Origin of the sequence: Segatella buccae ATCC 33574, assembly GCF_000184945.1 — a bacterium.
In the GTDB taxonomy this organism is placed as follows: Bacteria; Bacteroidota; Bacteroidia; order Bacteroidales; family Bacteroidaceae; genus Prevotella; species Prevotella buccae.
The window spans coordinates 519,682-537,487 of the sequence record NZ_GL586311.1 but is presented as its reverse complement, the minus strand read 5'-3'; the positions used below and the strand labels follow the sequence as shown (position 1 = coordinate 537,487).

The following is a 17,806-nucleotide window of genomic DNA, read 5'->3' as shown; positions in this document are numbered from 1 at the left end:
TAGCTTGCTTGTTAATTGAAATACATTTAGAATGTCACGGAAATGCCTGCCGTCACAGAGCGCATGCCCGAATAGCTGCTGCTGGCCATACCCGAGCCGGAGGTCAGGCCGCCAATGCCGTAGTTGAACCGGGGGTCGAGTCCCTTGCGCTTGGTGAGCAGAAACAGGTTTTCTCCCGAGAAGTAGACACGCACGTTGTTCAGCGCGAGCGGGCGGATCAGCTCCTTGGGCAGCGTGTAGCCGATGGTGAGATTGTTCAGGCACAGATAGTTGGAACTGATGAGGAAACGGTCCTGTGGACTCTGCGAGGAGATGCCAGCATCGTCGGAGGCTGCCGTGCTCAGGCGGGGAATGTCCGAAGAGGTGTTCTCGCTGCTCCACGCTTTGAGCAGGTCTTTGTGCATGGCATTGCCGGCACTGATGCCATTGTGCATGAGGGCCTGGTACTGGCCGTCGTAGATTTTGCCGCCGAGCTGATAAGAGAATTGTGCGCTCAGGTCGAAACCGTAGGCTGCGAAAGTGGTGCCGAAGCCGCCGAACACATCGGGCAGCGTGGTGCCGCAATCATACTTGGTGGCCTCTGAAATGTCGGCAGTTGTCGTGGTGGTTGTGACTTGTTTGCCGTTGGCATCGGTCTTGGTTTCGTCTTTATACCACAAGGCGCGACCATCGGCCTTGTCGGTTCCGGCATATTTGTACAGATAAGTTTCATAGACGGAGCCCCCCACCTTGAAAATGCGTGTGGGGTGTTTCAAGCCTCCAGCCGGGATCGCTGGGTCGAGTGCTGTGACTTCATTGTGGTTGAAAGTGGCGTTGAGACTCAGTCCCCAAGTGAAGTTTTTGGTTTTGACAGGTGTGCCGTCAAGACTGATTTCCATACCGGTGTTCAGCACTTCGCCCACATTGGCATAGTAGCTGGAAACGGCTATGCCCGAAGAGGCGGGAAGCCGCTTTGCCCAAAGCAGGTCTTTGGTCGTGTTGTGATACCACTCGATGGAGCCGTTAAGACGATTCTTGAAAAGTCCGAAGTCTACACCGAGGTTCCAGTCGTGGTGGGTTTCCCATGTGAGGTCCTCGTTCCCCTTCTGCACCATGCTGATGGAATAAGACTTGGTGTCCTCATTATAGGTGGTGCTGTAACGGTCTGCCCAGTAGTACCAGCCGCTCAGCTGCTCGTAGGTGTCGCCCAGATTGTCGTTGCCCACAACGCCGTAGCTCAGCTTCAGCTTCAGGAGGTCCACCCACTTGACATTCTCCAAGAACTTCTCCTTGTTCATCTGCCAAGCCACGCCAAACGAGCCGAACGTGCCCCAACGGTGGCCGGGAGCAAAGGCCGAAGAGGCATCGCGACGCAAGGAGGCATTGGCAAAGTAGCGTTCGGCATAGTCATACATCACGCGGCCGAAGAAGCCTTCCGTCATGTAGTTGTTGGTGAACGAAGTGGCCACCTTCTTGCTCGAGCCGAGGGCATTGTAGAGCTCGCCGATGCCGGGGGCATAGAGGTGGTCGTTGTAGCCGTAGAAGTATTGGTACTTCTCTTTATACTGCTCGTAGCCCAGCAAGATGTTGAAATGATGGACGTCGGCAAGCGTGCGGTCGTAGTTGGCCGTGTAGCGCTGGTTGGTATTGAAGTCGCGCAGATGGTAGACTTCGGCGCCACCATCGACCGAAGAGAAGCTTGCAAATGTGCTGCCAAGATAGTTGTGGCGGGTGTTGGAGGAAGACACGGCCAGATTGGCATCGAGAGACAAGCCGTCGATGGGGGTGAGCAGAGCGTCCCACTGGCCTTGGAAAACGTCGCGGAAGTCCTGATTGCCGTTGTATTCATTGTCGCGCACGGCGTTGCCCACGATGCTCGGACGGGTGAAATTAGTCTGGTTGGAGTCGTAGACGGTGCGCCCGTTCTGCTTCATGATGGAACCGTCGGCGTTGCGAACGTAGAGCGGATAGATCGGGCCTATGTTGTTGGTTATATAAAACAGGTTGCCGGAAGAGGCCCATACAGTGTCGTCGAATGCCGGCGACCGGCTGTCGACATGGGTGAAACTCAGCCCGGTGGTGAGCTTCAGCCAATCCTTTGCCTGATAGTCGACGGTCGTGCGGCCGGTATAGCGTTTGTATTCAGACTTGTTGACGACTCCACCGTCATTGAGATAGCCCACCCCGGCAAAGTAGTTGAGTTTGCCGTTGGAACCGGTCACCGTAGCGTTGTATTCCTGACGGAAAGAGTTGTGGAAAGTCTCGTTATACCAGTCGTCGGGCGTGTAGTAGTATTTGCCGTCGCTATAGCCCAATTTGGCATTGGGGTTGAGCTTGAAGTTGCGGCCTATAAGGTTTTCGCCTGCAGGCACGGTGTACACCTGATAGCCCAGACCGCCGTTGGTGCCGTTGAACAGGTTTTTGTCGGCAAAGGCGTAGGCCTCGGCCGCTGTGGAGCCATGATAATATTTGGAGTTGAACATGGCACGGTAGTGAGTCTCGTAATACTGGCCGGGATCGCTGATGACATCATACTGCGGAACCAGACGCGAGTTGGAACCGAACTTGGCTTCGAACGTCACGCGTGCATCCTGTCCGTCACGCGCCCTTTTCGTCGTGATGATGACCACGCCGTTGGCACCGCGAGCACCGTAGATGGCAGAGGCCGAAGCGTCTTTCTGCACGGAGATGCTCTCAATGTCGTTGGGGTTGATGTTGGCGATGTCGGCAGCGTTGTAGGGTGCGCCGTCTACGATGTAGAGTGGCGAGGAGCTTGCGTTGACCGAGCCGATACCGCGCACACGCAGCGTGGGAGCCGAACCGGGCTCGCCCGAAGAGCTTGTGGCCTGTATGCCGGCCACCTTACCCACGAGGGCACTGGTCGCATTGGAGGCCACATGGGCGGTGATCTCGTCGGCCTTGATTTCTACGGCCGAACCGGTGAAAGCCGACTTCTTGGTCTTACCGTAGGCAATCACCAGCACATCGTCCAGCACATTGTTGTCGGGCACCAATTCAATCTTCATATTGCGGCTTGCCCTCACGGTCTTGCCTTGCATACCGATGTAGCTCACCACCAATTTTGCATTGGCGGGAACAGACAGGCTGAAATTGCCGTCGACATCGGTCACGGTGCCGGTCTTTGTGCCTTCAACCAGAATGGACGCACCGATGATGGGTTGCCCGTCTTCCGAAGAAGTTACGGTGCCACGGACCTCTGTTTGGGCCAAAGCCATTCCTACGCTGAAGAAAAGGCCGGCCAAAAACATCATTAGTCTTTTTTCCATAAATCTCTCTCGTTTAATAATGAATAAATATAATGTGTATAATGTTAATGTCTCTTGTCGGCGTTTGTTCGCGATAAGTGAGTTTTGTAACCGGACAGCGGGTTTCTGCTGTCTTTTTGATAAAATAATCGAAAAATATCTCTCATCTCGCTTGCAAAAATAGTTAATATTTAGTTAATGACCAAAAGAAAATCATCTTTTTTGTGATTTTTGGCGATAAAAATGTGAAAAATGCTATTTTTGTGACGGTATTTTGGTTATAATTTCCGCTTTTTATGCGGTTTTTGGATAAAATGTGTTATCTCGTTTTTGGCTTGTTACATTCGTTAACGTTTCTTCGGTTAATATTTTTGCATGTTATATGCGGTGTGCCGGCGAGTTGTGTCGGCTTTGTCGGGGAATGTGTCGGGGGCGGCGAATGGTGAGAATAAGGCGAATGTGTGGGGAGAGATACATGCGTTTTATTCGTAAAATTAGCCGATACAGGTGTGTTTGTCGGTGAATTTTACGAATGAAGCGAATATAGGTTGTGAGACTGAATTCGTTTAATTCGCACCATTCGCCGACAAAATGTATATAGCGAAAAACTTACTAAGGTTGAGAAAAAGGCTTACACGGCATATTTTTCCGTCTTTTTGCCGATTTAAAGATGCCCGCTGTTTCCGTCAAGAAAAGTGGAGGTGAAATGCCGTTCGGGCCGAACGACCATGCGAAAGGGCCACACTTGGAAGCTTGTTTGGGCCGACCGAGAAGCCGGCTCGGGCCTTTTTGCAAGGCCATTCGGCCCGGATGACATGACTTTTGGGGTGGGAGAATAAAAAAGAGAAGCACGCGCGTGCTTCCCTTGCCGGTGCAAAGATACAACAAAACGGGGTGAAATGCAAATCGGGAAGGAAAAATACGAACAAAGAAAAGAGAAAGAAGCACTGCCCCTACAAGGAGAAATGGAGAGGACGCTTTCCCGGAAACGGAAAAAGGATGCCCCCACAGCGGGGAGCATCCTTCGGTATGAACTGTTTTGTTAACTTAAAGAGTCGGGTCGGTTGTCAGTTGGTGTAGCTCGGATTTTGGTAGGCAGCCTTTTCAGCAGCCGTCATGTCGAGTGCGTCGAGTTGTCCTTGCGGAATCGGGCGCAGGTATTTTTGCGGTGTGATGGTGCGCGTCACGGTCTGCGGGGTGCGGTCGGCAGCGTGGAGGCCGCAGATGGTGTAGGTCTTGGCTCGGTCGGCCCATGTCTGGGTGCGCACGAGGTCGGTCCAGCGGTAGCACTCGCCGAAAAACTCGCGGCTGCGCTCATCGAGGATGTAGTCGATGGTGATGGTGGCTGGAGTGGCAGCAGTCATCTCGGCACTGTAATCAGCCGACTTCTCGCGCTGGCGGTTGTTGTCGTAGGTCCACACGCCGGCCCGGGCGCGAATCACATTGACCAGATTGCGGGCCTCGCTGTTCATGCCCAACTTCACGGCCGCCTCGGCAGCGATGAGGTAGAGCTCGGAGAATTTCAACACGGGGTAGGGGCGCGGGCTGTCGCCGTTGGGGCGGCCCAGACCCGTTCCGTTGTCGGTGCGGTAGATGCCGTTTTTCCACAAATTGAGATACTTGTAGCGGCTTATTTGGCTCGGGCCCACCACCCAGTCGGCCCGTCCGGGGAGCCAACCGGCCCCCACATTGCTCTGTCCGGCCCCACCGTTGTCAGAAGCCGCCGGCCATTGGATGGAAGCGTCGTCCTCGTCGAGGAAGGTGAGGATGGAGTCGCCCGGATTCACGGGCAGCATGTTGGCATTGTAGGCCATCCCCGAGGCGTTGCCGGAGCGATCCCAGTTGCCGCGGAACTGGTAGGCGAAGGTGCCGTCGTAGCGCGAGTCGTAGTGCTTCTCCTTAAACGTGACCTTGGTCACTTCCTGTGGAGTGGCCATCTGCTTCCATGGGCGGTCTTTTCCCTGCACGGCCTCGCGGGCCACGGAGCGGAACTTAGTCCACTGGGCAGAACTCTTGGATGACTCGAGGAAGGTGTAATCCCAACGGCACATCCAACGGGCAAAGTTGCCGGGAGCGTTGCCGTTGGCCCAGTCGAAGTTGGTGCCGCCGTCGTAGTAGTTGCTGCTTTCGGTGTGGTCGGCATAGAGCACGATTTCGCTGTTGCGGTCGTTGGTGCCCACGTTGACGAGGTAGAATGACTTTTGCAGGGCAAACTTGCCCGGATTGGCAATGGCTGTCGTGGCCATCTCGTAGGCCTGCCGGTAATACCAGTTGGCATCGTGGCCGTCGGGATCGGTGCGTGCCGCCTCGGGATAGGTGGGTATGTTGTTGGGATTTTCCAGCCACCAGCCGTAGGTGAGATAGACCTTGGCCAGCACCAGCCGGGCTGCCGTCTTGGTGAGTCCGCCGGTGACGCGGCCCACCTCCGGCAGATTGCTGACAGCCGTGAGCAGGTCGGGGAAGATGGCCTTGGTATAGACCTCAGGCACGGTGTTGCGTTTGGAAAGGCGGGTGGCCGTGGCGTTGAATTTCAGTTCGCCGGCTCCCAAGTCCAGAGGCACTCCACCGAATGTCTGCACCAGCCAGAAATAGTCGAAAGCGCGGAAGAAGCGGGCCTCGGAGAGTAAGGATTCGCTCATGCCGATGGCCGTGCCGTTTTCCAACACGCTGTTGGCGGTGTTGATGTCCGAGAAGGCTGTGTTCCACAGATTGTCGGCCCGGCAGTTGGTGGCGTTGAGTTCGCCGTTGTTCGACATGTCGATGGGCTTGTCGTTCTCGTTGCCGCCGTGCCCGAAGGTGTATTCGTCGGTACCCGTCTCGTTGGCAATCAGCCAATAGCCGTTGCCCCACAGGTTGCGCAGATTGGCATAGAGTGCCGTGATGCCGCCCTCGATACCGCGCTGTTTGGTGGAAAACTCCGGGGTGTAGGTCTCGCGCGGAGTCTCATCCAAGATACCGGAACAACCTGCGAGGGCCATGCCTGCGGCTAAAAGTCCGGTAGCTATTTTGATATTGTAATGTTTCATTGTCGTGAAATTTTGGAATGGATGTTTTAAGGAGTTAAAGGGAGTTAAGGAGTTAGAGGGAGTTAAGACAACAGCTTTGTTGGCTGACCGTCTTGGAGCATTGGAAGAGTCAAACTGTTGTCTTGGCTCCCTTCTGCTCCCTTTGGCTCCTTAACTCCTCCGCTTGCCTTTTAGAATGTGATGTTGAGGCCGAGAAGCCAGTTGCGGGTAGACGGGGTGTTGTAGCCCGCTACGAGCAGACGCGACTTGTAGAAAGTGTTGACAGCCTGATTTTCGTTGCCGTAGGAGTTGGTCTCCGGATCCATGCCCGACTCGCTGTGGTAGGGCGAGAAGAACACGAACGGGTTTTGCACCGTGGCATAGATGCGGGCCTTGGTGATGCCGCAGCGCTTGAGCCAAGACTGGTTGAAGTTGTAGCCCAGCGTGATGGTGCGCATCTTGAGGTAGGAACCACTGAAGTAGGCCAGTGAGTTGCCGTATTTGGGATTGTTGCTGCTCTCGATGCCGCCCGGTTTGGGATAGTCGTTGGTGGGGTTGTCCTCTGTCCAGTAGTTCACACTGATGTTGTTCCTTCGGCCGCTGAGCATGTTCAGATAGCCCTGCGCACCGTAGATGGTGCTGATGAGTGTGCCGCCGTGGCGGAAGGAGGCGACGAGGGCAAGGTCCCAGTTCTTGTAGGCCACGCGGGTGTTGAAGCCGCCTTCCCAGTCGGGATCCACTTTCATGATTTGGCGGTCGGCAGAGCCGTAGGCCCGTTTGGGCAGCCCGTTGGTGTCATATTCGCCGTTGTATTTGATCTTAATCATACCGGCGTTGCCTCCGGGCTCGGCAATTTTGCGGGCCTCTTCCTCATTGGTCTGCCAGATACCGATCTTCTGGTAGTCGTAGATCACATTGATAGGCTGGCCCACAAACCACCAGTTGCTCTCGTCTTGTTCGGCTCCGGAAGCCAGTTCCACGAGTTCGTTCTTGTTGGTATAGAAGTTCAGGCCCGCTTCCCATGTCCATCCGTGATGGTTGTCAAGGATGGTGCCGTTGATGGAGAACTCGAAGCCCTTGTTGCGGGTCTTTCCCACGTTGGCCATGTAGCTCGTCACACCCGCCGAGGCAGGCAGGTTGACGCTCATGAGCAGGTCTTCGGTGTTCTGCACGTAGTATTCCATCGTGCCGCTCAGCCGGCCGTTGAAAAGCGAATAGTCGAGACCGAAGTTCCATGTCTTGGAATATTCCCAACCGAGTTCGGCATTGGGGAGTTCGGACATGTAATAACCCGTGACAAAAGTGCTGCCGAAGTTGTAGGGGCGGGTGGACAACCGGCCGAGTGTCTTGTAGGGTTCAACCGACTGGTTGGAGGTCTCGCCGTAGCCCACACGCAGCTTCAGGCTTTCGAGCCACTTGATTTCTTTCATGAAGTTTTCGCGGGCCATGTTCCAACCGAGCGACACGGCGGGGTAGGTGTGCCACTGGTGCCCCTTGGCCAGACGCGAAGACCCGTCGGCACGCACAGCCACGCTGGCCATATACTTGTTGTCGTAGTTGTACATCACGCGCCCCATGAGCGACTCCAGTCCGCTCTTGTAGTAGCGCTGGTTGGCCGGATCGACCGTGATTTCGGTGGCCTGCCCGATGTTGTAGAACTGGAAGGCATCGGCCGGTACGTCAAGTCCGTAGAGATGTTTCTGCCGGAAGGTGGTCTGTTCGGCCGAATAGAGTCCCACGGCATTGATGGTGTGTTTGCCCCAGGTCTTGTCGTAGGTGAGCAGATTCTCAACGGCCCAGTTGGTCATGGTGCGGTCCATCACCGTGGCGTGCGACTTGGCGTTGGCATTGTCAGAGAACACACCTTGTCCCACATAGTTGCCATAGTCGCTGTGACGGTAGTTGAGACCGATGTTCATGCGGTATTTCAACCCATCCACCCAAGGTATTTTCACTTCACCGTAGAAGTTGTTGTAGGCACCGTAGGCCTTGGTCTGGTCTTTGAAGCCGTCACCGAGACTCTCAATGGTCGACTTGGAGTAGACCCACTGCGTGTCGTTCGACATGTTGATGCGCTGTTTCAGGCTTCCGTCCTTGTTGTAGGGGTTGGCTATGGGTGTGGCACTGAGGGTGTTGTAAAGCCCCAGACTCGCCCCGTTGGTGATGCTGTAGTTGGCGTTGGTGCTGAATCCCACCTTGAACCACTTGCCCAATTCCTGATCGATGGCGGCGTGCATGGAGTAGCGGTTGAAGTTTTGCGTGGGGATGACGGCTTCGTCACGATAGTAGGCTATGCCGAAATTGTAGCTGCCGTGGGCCGAACCGCCTGATACGCCCACATCTTGATTGGTCGTGATGCCGGTCTTGAAGAGCATGTCCTGCCAGTCAGTGTCCACGGCCCCTTCCTCGCCCCAATAGGTCTCGTCGGTGCCGTTCTGGAATTTGTTGGCATATTTGCGCAGTCGGGTAAACTCCTCGGCATTCATCATGGGGTAGCGGTGGAAGAGTGTCTTGGCCCCGATGTAGCCATTGTAGGTAACGGTGGGCCGCTGCTCCTGATAGCCTTTGTAGGTGGTGATCAATATCACGCCGTTGGCACCGCGCGAGCCGTAGATGGCCGTTGCGGAGGCGTCCTTGAGAATGTCCATCGACTTGATGTTGTTGGGGTCGATGTCGTTGAGGCTTCCGGCAAAGGGAATGCCGTCGAGCACGATAAGCGGGTCGTTGCTGGCCGTGAGCGAACGGGTGCCGCGGATGCGTATCTGCATCGATGCACCCGGCTTCGATGAGGTCTGTGCCATCTCTACACCGGCAATGCGACCTTGCAGCGAGTGGGTGATGTCGGCCCCCGGCACTTCCCTCACGATGTCGCCCTTGATGTTGGCCACGGAGCCCGTGACGGCCTCCTTGCGCTGTGTGCCGTAGCCTATCACGACCACATCGTTGAGGCTTTGGCCCGTTTCTTCGAGAGAGATGTTGATGGAGGTCTTGTCGCCCACCGGCACTTCCCGTGTGTCATAGCCCACATAGGATATGACGAGTGTGGCTCCCGGTTTCACATTCAGTGTGAAGTTGCCGTCCATGTCGGTCACGGCACCGTTGGTGGTGCCCTTTTCCATGACGGTGGCGCCGATGAGCGGCCCCATCGAGTCGCTCACTTTGCCGGTCACTTTCTTCGACTGCTGAACGGCGGCGACCGTGTTTGCTGCCTGTGCAGCATTGGCGTGTGGTGAATACATAAGTCCCACTGCGGAACATATTCCCACTGCGATGGTTGTTCTTCTGATTTTCAGGTTCATAGTTGTTGGTAGTTGGTTTTACTTTTCAAGAGAGTTAATGTCATGCGCGGCAAACGTGGGGGCGCAGAGATTGTTTTTGTTGATTGTTCCATGAGCTTTGTTCCTTTTTTGTCTTTATTAGGTTTTAGTTTTGTCTTTATACGATTTAGGTGAAAACTCTGCCTGCAAAGATAGCCAAATAGTCTTTAAACGGCCGAATATACGTTTCAGTGATATTTCTTTTTGTATCATTCCGGTGGAAGGGGGGGCGGGAGGGCTCTTTTTAACAGAAAGGATGAGGAAAGGCGAACGGAAAAGTGACTCCCTGATCAGTATTCATAGAGCTTCACGTGCAGCATCTTGTACTCTCCACATGAGATGCGGGCGTGCCGCCCCTGATGGTCTTGGTCGCCATTGTCACGGCGCAGAAACTTCATGTGCCCCGCCTCGTCGAATGTCACTTGGTCTACATGGCCTATGCCCACTCGTTTCCCCGTAAACGGTTTTTGCTGTATGGGCACACCGTTGCGGCTGTTGCCGTTGTCCACGAATCCGTCTTCGCCGCGCACCACCTTCGTCTCCTGCAGCTTCTCTGTCTTGGACTGAAATACCACCACGAGTCCGTTACCGGCAATGAGATATTCGTTTTTGGCCAGCTTCACGATGAGACCACCGCCTTCGGGCCATTCGCTACCGTCTGTGGCCCGTGCGTCCCACGGCAAGGTGAAGTAGTGGCGGCAGGTGAGCGTGACCTCTCCGTCTTCTATCACCCGCTCTTTGTCCTGACGGTCGAAGAGCAGTCCCCAGTTGTTTGGGGCCGCCCGCTTGCCGCCTTGATGCGACAGCAGCGTGGGAGTGAGCCGGCGCAGCAGGTCGTAAGTGCGAGTTATTTCTCCGGACACTTCCTCCGGTGCCTGATCAATGGCAAAAGGACTGTAGGCAATGGCATCCGCCTCGCCGAAGGTGTAGAGAGCCCTCACCCCACTGTTGCGGTCGAGTCTCACCTCGGGAGTGAAGAAAGGATTGTCCGGCCGCTTATATTGGGCCACCCAGTTTTTGTAGCCCTTGTCGTAGATGTCGGGCGCATAAATGTCAATACTTGGGGCCGCACACTTCCATATAGTAATAAGGTGGGCAAGCGGTCCGGCCGAGGGATATTCACCCGGCTTGCGTCCGCGGCTGTTCATGGCGGCGTTGACGTAGAGTGGGATGTCGTGGATGCTGCGGGCCGTGCGGGCCAACCGCTCCACATAGCGGGCGTAGTGATAGGCTTGAAACTTCTCTTCGGCATAGAAGTCGGTGCCGAAGACCTCAGGCCAAGTGCCTTTCTTGTTGATTTTCAAGGCCGTCAACAGCTTTTGCGGAACGGGCTGTCGCCATGCTTTCTCTGCCAACGGAGAATGGTCGCGGGCCGCTTCGAGCATACCGATCTCGTTTTCTATCTGCATCATAATGACGGTATTTTCTTTTCGGTCGATCTCGGCAATGTGTTGCATCAGCCTTCCAAAAGCCTTGTTGTCGGCTTGGAAAACATCTTCAGAGAAGGCTGAAGCAATCTCAAGCGGCTTGCCGTTGGCTGTGGTAGCGCGGGGAAACCGCTTGCTGTCGCACTTAAACCATAGCGGGGCATAGCAACTCATGGAGTTTTTCCATGCTCCGAACCACAGCAATACGATTTTCAGGCGGTTTTCCCGAGCCACCTTGATGGTCTCGTCGATGAGCGAAAAGTCGAACTTACCCTCTTCGGGTTCCAGCAAGTCCCAACAGGCAGGCACGAATACCGTGTTGAGTCCCAGTCGGGCCATACGCGGAAGCACGCTGTCAATGTCGGCAATGGAGGTGGCGGCCGAGTTGCTTAGCTCTCCGCCGAGAATGAGCATGGGCTGGCCGTTCACCACAAGTTGGGTGGCTGTGCCCTGTTGTTGCAGTTTCACGTCGGCAAGAAGTTGTCCGGATAGCCCCATGAGAGTCAGGAAAATCAAGAATAGTCTTTTCATGAGCATGGTTGTTTAGTATCTTTTGAGAGGGGAAATCATGAGTTGGAAGAAGTCTCCGACCATTATCGGATAGGCCGGCGAGTGAAGGAATGAAAGTATTTCAGGCATACGTCCCGCCATTCGCGGGCATTTTCGACCTGTGTTTTCAGCAGTTCGTTTACGCGGCTCCATCGGCTGCCGGAAGCCTGCCTGCTGTCGTGGTCGGTTTCTTCTACATACGGTCGCATCCGTTGCCAAGTGTCGAGATAGTCTTCCGTGGCTTCCACTCCACGGTTGTAGTGGGCGTTGAGACTTTCCCAAAGGGTTCGTCCGTCGCGCATCGGGTAGTTCCACGGCAAGTGGTGGAACCACAGCAGATACGTTTCGGGACAAGTGCGCAGGTCGTTGTAGAGTGACCGGTAGGGTTCGGCGTATTGGCCAACGGCATCGGTGCCATGGGAAGAACGGTCGAAACCGATGCCGGCCGTGTCGGCCTTGTGATAGTAGACGGGACACCACTCGATGGGATATTCGGCCTTGAAGCCATCGGGTTCGGGCCCGTAGTGATGGTCAAACTTGAAGATGTGGTGCAGACCGAGCGGCATCATGTAGTCCACGCAGGCCTCGCGACTCGTCATCATCACCTCCGTCATGGGGTCAACGAAGTCGGTGGAGGTTGTGAAAGTCTGTTGCAGCCATTCGCGGGCAATATCTTCCGACGACAACTCGGGATTCCACGCCAACCGACCGAAGGCATACCAGTTGGCTTGTGAGAAGTCGTGGCCGCACCATGTCTTGTCTTGCCCGATGTTGCTCACGCCGGCAATGCCCTTCAGACGGGAAGGACTGACAAACGAGAAGAACTCTTTCCACATCGTGGCCAGATAGGTCAGATGCTTCGACTGGCCGAGATACTCCTGCGTGATTTGGAATTCCACCATCTGGGGAGTCTGCTTCATGTTGTCGAAGATGGGGGCGTAGGGTTCCCGGGGCTGGAAGTCGAGCGGTCCGTTCTTGCTTTGCAGCATCACGTTGGGGCGAAACAGCCCGTCAAGTTCCTTAAACTCAGAGACTGCCTGCTTAACACGGTCTTCCCCTTTGTGACGGGCACCATAGACAAACGAACGCCACATCACGATGCCCCCATAGGGTCGCAGGGCATCGGCCAGCATGTTGGCTCCGTCGGCATGTGTGCGACCGTAGTCGAACGGACCGGGCTGGCCCTCGGAATTGGCCTTCACAAGGAAGCCTCCGAAGTCGGGAATGAGCCTGTACAGTTCTTTGGCCTTGTCTTGCCACCACTTGACGACACGTTTGTCGAGCGGGTCGGCCGTCTTTGTGGCCCCCAAAGCCTTGGGCGAACCGAAGTTGACAGAGAGGTAAACCTTAATGCCCCACGGCCTCAGAATGTCGGCTATCATCCTTACAGAGTCGAGATAAGGGCGGGTGAGCATCTTGGGTGAGGCATTCACATTGTTGAGCACAGCCCCGTTGATGCCCACAGAGGCATTGGCGCGGGCATAGTCGATGAGACGCTGCACGCCGGGCGAGGGTTGCCGGCTGCCGAAAGTCTGTGGGCGCAGGTGGCAATTCCAAAAGATGCTCTTGCCGGCATAGCCGCGTTCGATGCTTCCGTCGAGGTTGTCCCAGTGGTTGAGCAGGCGCAGGGAAAAGGCCGGCTGTTCTGTCTTGTCGATGTTGCGACCGTCGTATCCGGCTATCGGGGCAATGCCACCGGTATCGATTGCTCTCGTGTTCTGCAACCGGAGCAGTTCAAAAGCACCGTAGAGCAGTCCTGCCTCGGTCGATGCGCTCACGGTGGCCGAGTAGCTGCCGGTGCAGCCGATGCTGTTGCAGGCAGCCTGTACGCGGTAGCCGTCGCCGAGGTTGAGTCCCTTGTCGAGCACCAGTGTCACGGGGCCACCCAACTGCCAGTGGGCCGCAATCTCTTCACGGGCCAAGGAGAGCGTTGCGCCCCCTGCCGGAGCGATGACTTTCGCCCGCATCTTTGCGTCGTTGGCTTCGTTGCCGAGCCACAAGCCGGCACCATCGTTGGCCTGCAAAGAGACACTACATAGAGATAACAAGACGCACAAAAGGTATTTTTTCATGTTTGCAAGAGCGTTTGATGTTTCTGTTGCAAATATATGAAAAAATACCCTTTGTGCGTCTGTCTATTGTTCCCTATTCGTTTTTATTTGTCTCATAATATTCGGTAGGTGTCATTCCAAAATGCTTTTTGAACACGGTGGAGAAGTGTGTCTGGTTATTGAAGCCCACGGCGTATGCCACTTGCGTAACATTCACGTTGCCCGCCTTGATGAGCCGGGCAGCCTGTTCGAGCCGCAGGTTGCGTATGAATCCTCCTGTGGAGACCCCGGTTATCTCTTTCATTTTGCGGTGGAGCTGTGCCCGGCTGATGCCTACGTCCTCGGTGAGTTTCTCCACATTGAAGTCCGGGTCTCCCAAGTTTTCGTTCACGCACTTCATGATGCGATCCATGAGCTGGTCGTTGTTGCTTTTGAGTTCCACGTCTTCCACCTTCTCCGTTTGCCCCAATGCCCCCGAGAACTTACCGCGCAGGCGGCGGATATTGTCCACCAGATTGTCGATGAGGATGTGCAGTTCCTCCATGTTGAAGGGTTTGGCCAGAAAAGCGTCAGCCCCTTTCTTCAGTCCCTCCAATCGGTTTTCCACCTCGCTCTTCGATGTGAGCAGAATCACGGGGATGTCGCTGATGTTGGAATTGGTCTTGATTTTCTTCACCAGTGTGACACCATCCATCTCCGGCATCATCACGTCGCTTATCACGAGATCGTAGCCCGTGTCGCCGAGCAGTTTCTTCAATGCCTCTTTTCCGTTGGGAGCCGAGTCGAATCGATACCAGTCGCCCAGTTCGCCGGCAATGTATCGGGCTATCTCCGGGTCATCGTCCACGAGCAGTATGCGGAAGTTCTTGCTCGCCTGCCGCTTTTTGGCCGTGCCCGGTTGGTCGTTGGTCTCTTCTTTCTTCATGATTTCCTCCTCTTTCAGGTGGCTGTTGCCCAGCGGCAGGGTCACATCGAGGCAAGCCCCCTGCTTTCCGTCGGTGCGGTTGTAGGCCTTTATCTTGCCCCCGTGCATGTTGACCAGCGACCGACTGAGGTTAAGGCCGATGCCCGTCCCTTCCAGATGCAGGCCGCCGGAGTTGCTGCCTTGATAGAAGCGTTCGAAGAGCCGGTCGGTCTTTTCGTTCTTGAATCCGATGCCGCTGTCGATGATTTTGATATTGGCCTGCTTGTCGTCGCTGTCGATGACGATGGTCACGGAGCCGCCGTCGAACGTATATTTCATTGCGTTGGAGAGCAGGTTGGAAATCACCTTGTCGAAGTTGATGCGGTCTATCCACACCTTGATGGGCCCAATGGATCCGTGTGCCGCGCCGCTGTCGGTCAAGTCGTTGCCCTGCCGGTCGGTGCATTGCAGCGTGATGTTGCGTTCCCGGGCATGATAGTCGAACAGGTGCATGATGTGTACGATGAAGTCAATGAGATCTGTCTCCTGACAATGCAGGTGCATTTGGTCTTTGTCGATTTTCCGCTCGTCCAATATCTGGTTCACGAGCAGCAGCAGTCGTTGCGCGTTGCGGTCGATGGTGTCGATGTCCTGCAGGTTATCGCTGTCGGTGAGCCGTTCCTTGAGTTTTTTGAGCGGCCCCATGATCAGTGTCAACGGCGACCGTATGTCGTGGGTGGCATCGATGAGAAACTTCATTTTCTGCTCGTCGAGGTCGGCCTTGCGCCGTCGTTCGTAGTTGCGGAGCAGGAAAAGCAGCAGCGCACCGCCCACGGTGAGATAGACAAGATAGGCCAGTGGGGAGGCATACCACGGCGATTTCACGATAACGGTCAGCTGCTTGGTCTCTTTGGAGAACGTGCCGTTGTTGACAGCCCTCACCTCGATGACATACCGGCCCGGTTCGAGTTTGGTAAACGGGATGGCGTTGGTGCCCTCAGCTGTTGTCTGCCACTCGCCCCCGTTGATGCGGTAATCGAAGCTGATATTGTCGGCGTTCTTGTAGTTGAGGGTTGAAAACTCGAGCGTGAACGAGTTTTGGCTGTAGGGCAGTTCGAAGTGATCACTCATGCAGTCGATGCTTTTGCCATCGACGAGGAAGTTGGTGAGCAGCACATTGCCCGGCACCGTACTCCTGTTTCTCACGTTTTCGGGATAGAATGTCACGATGCCGTCGGGTGTGCCGAAGCCGATGAAGTCTCTGTCGGTGTGCATCACAGCCCCCTGCATGTATTCATGGCTTTGCAGTCCGTTGCCGTTGATGTGGCCGATGAACAGCCGTTCCCGGTGGTCGTATTGCCATATCCCCTTTGTCGTGCTCACCCAAATGTCGTTTTGGGCATCCCTCACGATGCCGCATATCTGCTTGTCGCGCAGCCGTTCGGCCCCCGGAAACATCCCCACCCGGTTGGCTTTGCTGTCGTACCGGTAGAGCCCGTTGTCGGTACCGATGATGATGTTGCCGTTTTCGTCCTCGCAGAGATAGTTGGCCTGAATGTTTTTCAGGATGGTTGTCCAACCGTAGTTGTCAAACGTATAGGTGTTGGGATCCATGCAGCACACACCGTTGGAGGTGCCCATCCAAAGCATCCCCTGCCGGTCGAAGGCCATGCCCCTTATCCAGTCGTTGCAAAGGTGTCCGTGCCGGCCGCGCTGGCTCATGTTGACCACCTTCACTTCGGCTGTGCCGGTGTCGTAGATGTAGAGACCGTTGCTGTAGACAGAGACGAAGAGCCGCCCCCGTCCGTCGTCGGCGATGCAGGGCACTCCGGCACTGGCAAATCTCATCTTGGCCGTATAGGTGCCCGTCTCGGGGCGGTACTCGTAGAGCGCATTGGGCGTGGCCACCCAGTAGCGGCTGTGCCTGTCGCGGTAGATGATGCAAGTGCCTGCCGGCGAAGCCGGATGGCTGACGATGCGGCCCCCGGTGTCGAAACCGAAGACACCGCTGTTCTGCACCGTACACCATGTCATGCCCCCGTCGCCGGCAGCCAGTGAAGACACGCAGCTGCCCGTTACGAAGTTCTGGTTGGAGAAACTCCAGCTATTGAAGGCCACCTGCCGGTTGTTCACCAGATAGAGCCCTTTCTTGTAGCAGCCCACCCATAGGTTTTCGTCCTTGTCTTCCATGATGTCGTTCACAAACGAGGTGCCGAGGTCAAACCGGCTCTTGTTTTCATTCGTGTAGGGAGCGAAGGTGCGTGCCCCCCGCGGACACATCAGCACCCCGCTCTCCGAGGTGCCCACATAGAGGTTGCCCTGATGGTCGAGCGTGGCGCTGTTGATGGTGATGTTTCCCGTGTAGGAACCGAAGTCGTAGCCTGCCTCGGTCAGTTGGCCGGTGGTGTAGTCGTAGCCGATGATGCCGAACATGCAAACGATGAGCAGGGCGTTGCGCCGTGGCTGGAAAAAGGCCACGGGGGCTCCCGCCGGCGAGTTGTAGCTTGTCATGCGCACCTTGCCGCCCCGCTTGCAGAATCGGTTGAACACCGGTTGGTGGCTGCTCTGCCACAGGTTGCCCTCGCTGTCTTCGTAGATGTGGGTGTAGAACATGTCCGAGTCGCGCGGCGAATAGTCTTTCTCATGTATCACCTGTCCGTGCCCCTTCTTGATGGAGTAGAGTCCGAAACCTGCCGTGCCGATGAGCACGTCCCCCCGCCGGCTCTCTATCAGCGAGTAGATGCGTGGCCGTCGGCCGTCGGGCAGGGGATAGCGCACGAAGTTGTTGTGCCGGTAGTCGTAGCGCATGAGCCCTTTGGCACTGCCTATCCACAGGCTGCCGGCCTTGTCTATCAGAAAGTCGGTGATGGTGTTGTCCACAATAGACGTAGTGTCCTTGTTGTCGTGCAGGAAGTTGGTGAACTTGTAGCCGTCGAATCGGCTCAAGCCATACTCCGTCCCTATCCAAATGTAGCCGTAGCGGTCTTGCGCCAGACACTTGATGAGGCTGCTCGGCAGCCGGTCGGCTGTGTAGAACTGGCCCCGGTCGCCCCAAGCCAGCAGCGTCACGGCAAGGCAGAGGACGGCCATTATATAATAAGGTGTACGTTTCATGTTCATGCGTTCATGTGTGGTTGAAAGATTGTTTGGATCATTCGGGTGACGGAATTGATTCCACCGGTCATTTCGTTTCGGTTTGGTGCGAAGCCCTTGCACCGTCCGTGCAGAGCCTCTGCACAGAGCGTTCGACAGCCTTGCGCGGATGGTGCAGAGCCTTTGCACCACAACCGGGCCGTTGTCCTCGCCAT

At 55.7% G+C, this 17,806-nt stretch carries 6 protein-coding genes; all 6 read right to left on the bottom strand.

The genetic code is table 11. The annotated features are described in order from the left end of the window. Positions 1-26 precede the first annotated feature (26 nt). Positions 27-3,266 (bottom strand): SusC/RagA family TonB-linked outer membrane protein, encoded by a 3,240-nt coding sequence (locus tag HMPREF6485_RS02075; protein WP_004344322.1) that lies wholly within the window; start codon positions 3,264-3,266, stop codon positions 27-29. 1,046 nt (positions 3,267-4,312) lie between these two features. Beyond that, entirely contained in the window at positions 4,313-6,271 is a 1,959-nt protein-coding gene (locus HMPREF6485_RS02070; RefSeq protein WP_004344319.1) for a RagB/SusD family nutrient uptake outer membrane protein, read from the bottom strand. 170 nt (positions 6,272-6,441) lie between these two features. After that, the gene (locus tag HMPREF6485_RS02065; RefSeq protein ID WP_407636079.1) at positions 6,442-9,489 is read right to left on the bottom strand and encodes a SusC/RagA family TonB-linked outer membrane protein; all 3,048 of its coding nucleotides are present in this window, start codon (positions 9,487-9,489) and stop codon (positions 6,442-6,444) included. Positions 9,490-9,857: 368 nt separating this feature from the next. Beyond that, entirely contained in the window at positions 9,858-11,525 is a 1,668-nt protein-coding gene (locus HMPREF6485_RS02060; RefSeq protein WP_044126195.1) for a GH35 family beta-galactosidase, read from the bottom strand. A 62-nt stretch (positions 11,526-11,587) separates the two neighbouring features. Then, the gene (locus HMPREF6485_RS02055; RefSeq protein WP_004344315.1) at positions 11,588-13,615 is read right to left on the bottom strand and encodes an alpha-glucuronidase; all 2,028 of its coding nucleotides are present in this window, start codon (positions 13,613-13,615) and stop codon (positions 11,588-11,590) included. 73 nt (positions 13,616-13,688) lie between these two features. Then, on the bottom strand, positions 13,689-17,612 hold the full coding sequence (locus HMPREF6485_RS02050) for a two-component regulator propeller domain-containing protein (RefSeq protein ID WP_248622198.1): 3,924 nt from the start codon (positions 17,610-17,612) through the stop codon (positions 13,689-13,691). Positions 17,613-17,806 lie beyond the last annotated feature (194 nt).

Bases quoted from the DNA above. Each gene is read 5' to 3' on its own strand.
- HMPREF6485_RS02065 (WP_407636079.1), bottom strand. From the start codon at position 9,489: ATGTATTCACCACACGCCAATGCTGCACAGGCAGCAAACACGGTCGCC.
- HMPREF6485_RS02075 (WP_004344322.1), bottom strand. From the start codon at position 3,266: ATGGAAAAAAGACTAATGATGTTTTTGGCCGGCCTTTTCTTCAGCGTA.
- HMPREF6485_RS02070 (WP_004344319.1), bottom strand. From the start codon at position 6,271: ATGAAACATTACAATATCAAAATAGCTACCGGACTTTTAGCCGCAGGC.
- HMPREF6485_RS02060 (WP_044126195.1), bottom strand. From the start codon at position 11,525: ATGAAAAGACTATTCTTGATTTTCCTGACTCTCATGGGGCTATCCGGA.
- HMPREF6485_RS02050 (WP_248622198.1), bottom strand. From the start codon at position 17,612: ATGAAACGTACACCTTATTATATAATGGCCGTCCTCTGCCTTGCCGTG.
- HMPREF6485_RS02055 (WP_004344315.1), bottom strand. From the start codon at position 13,615: ATGAAAAAATACCTTTTGTGCGTCTTGTTATCTCTATGTAGTGTCTCT.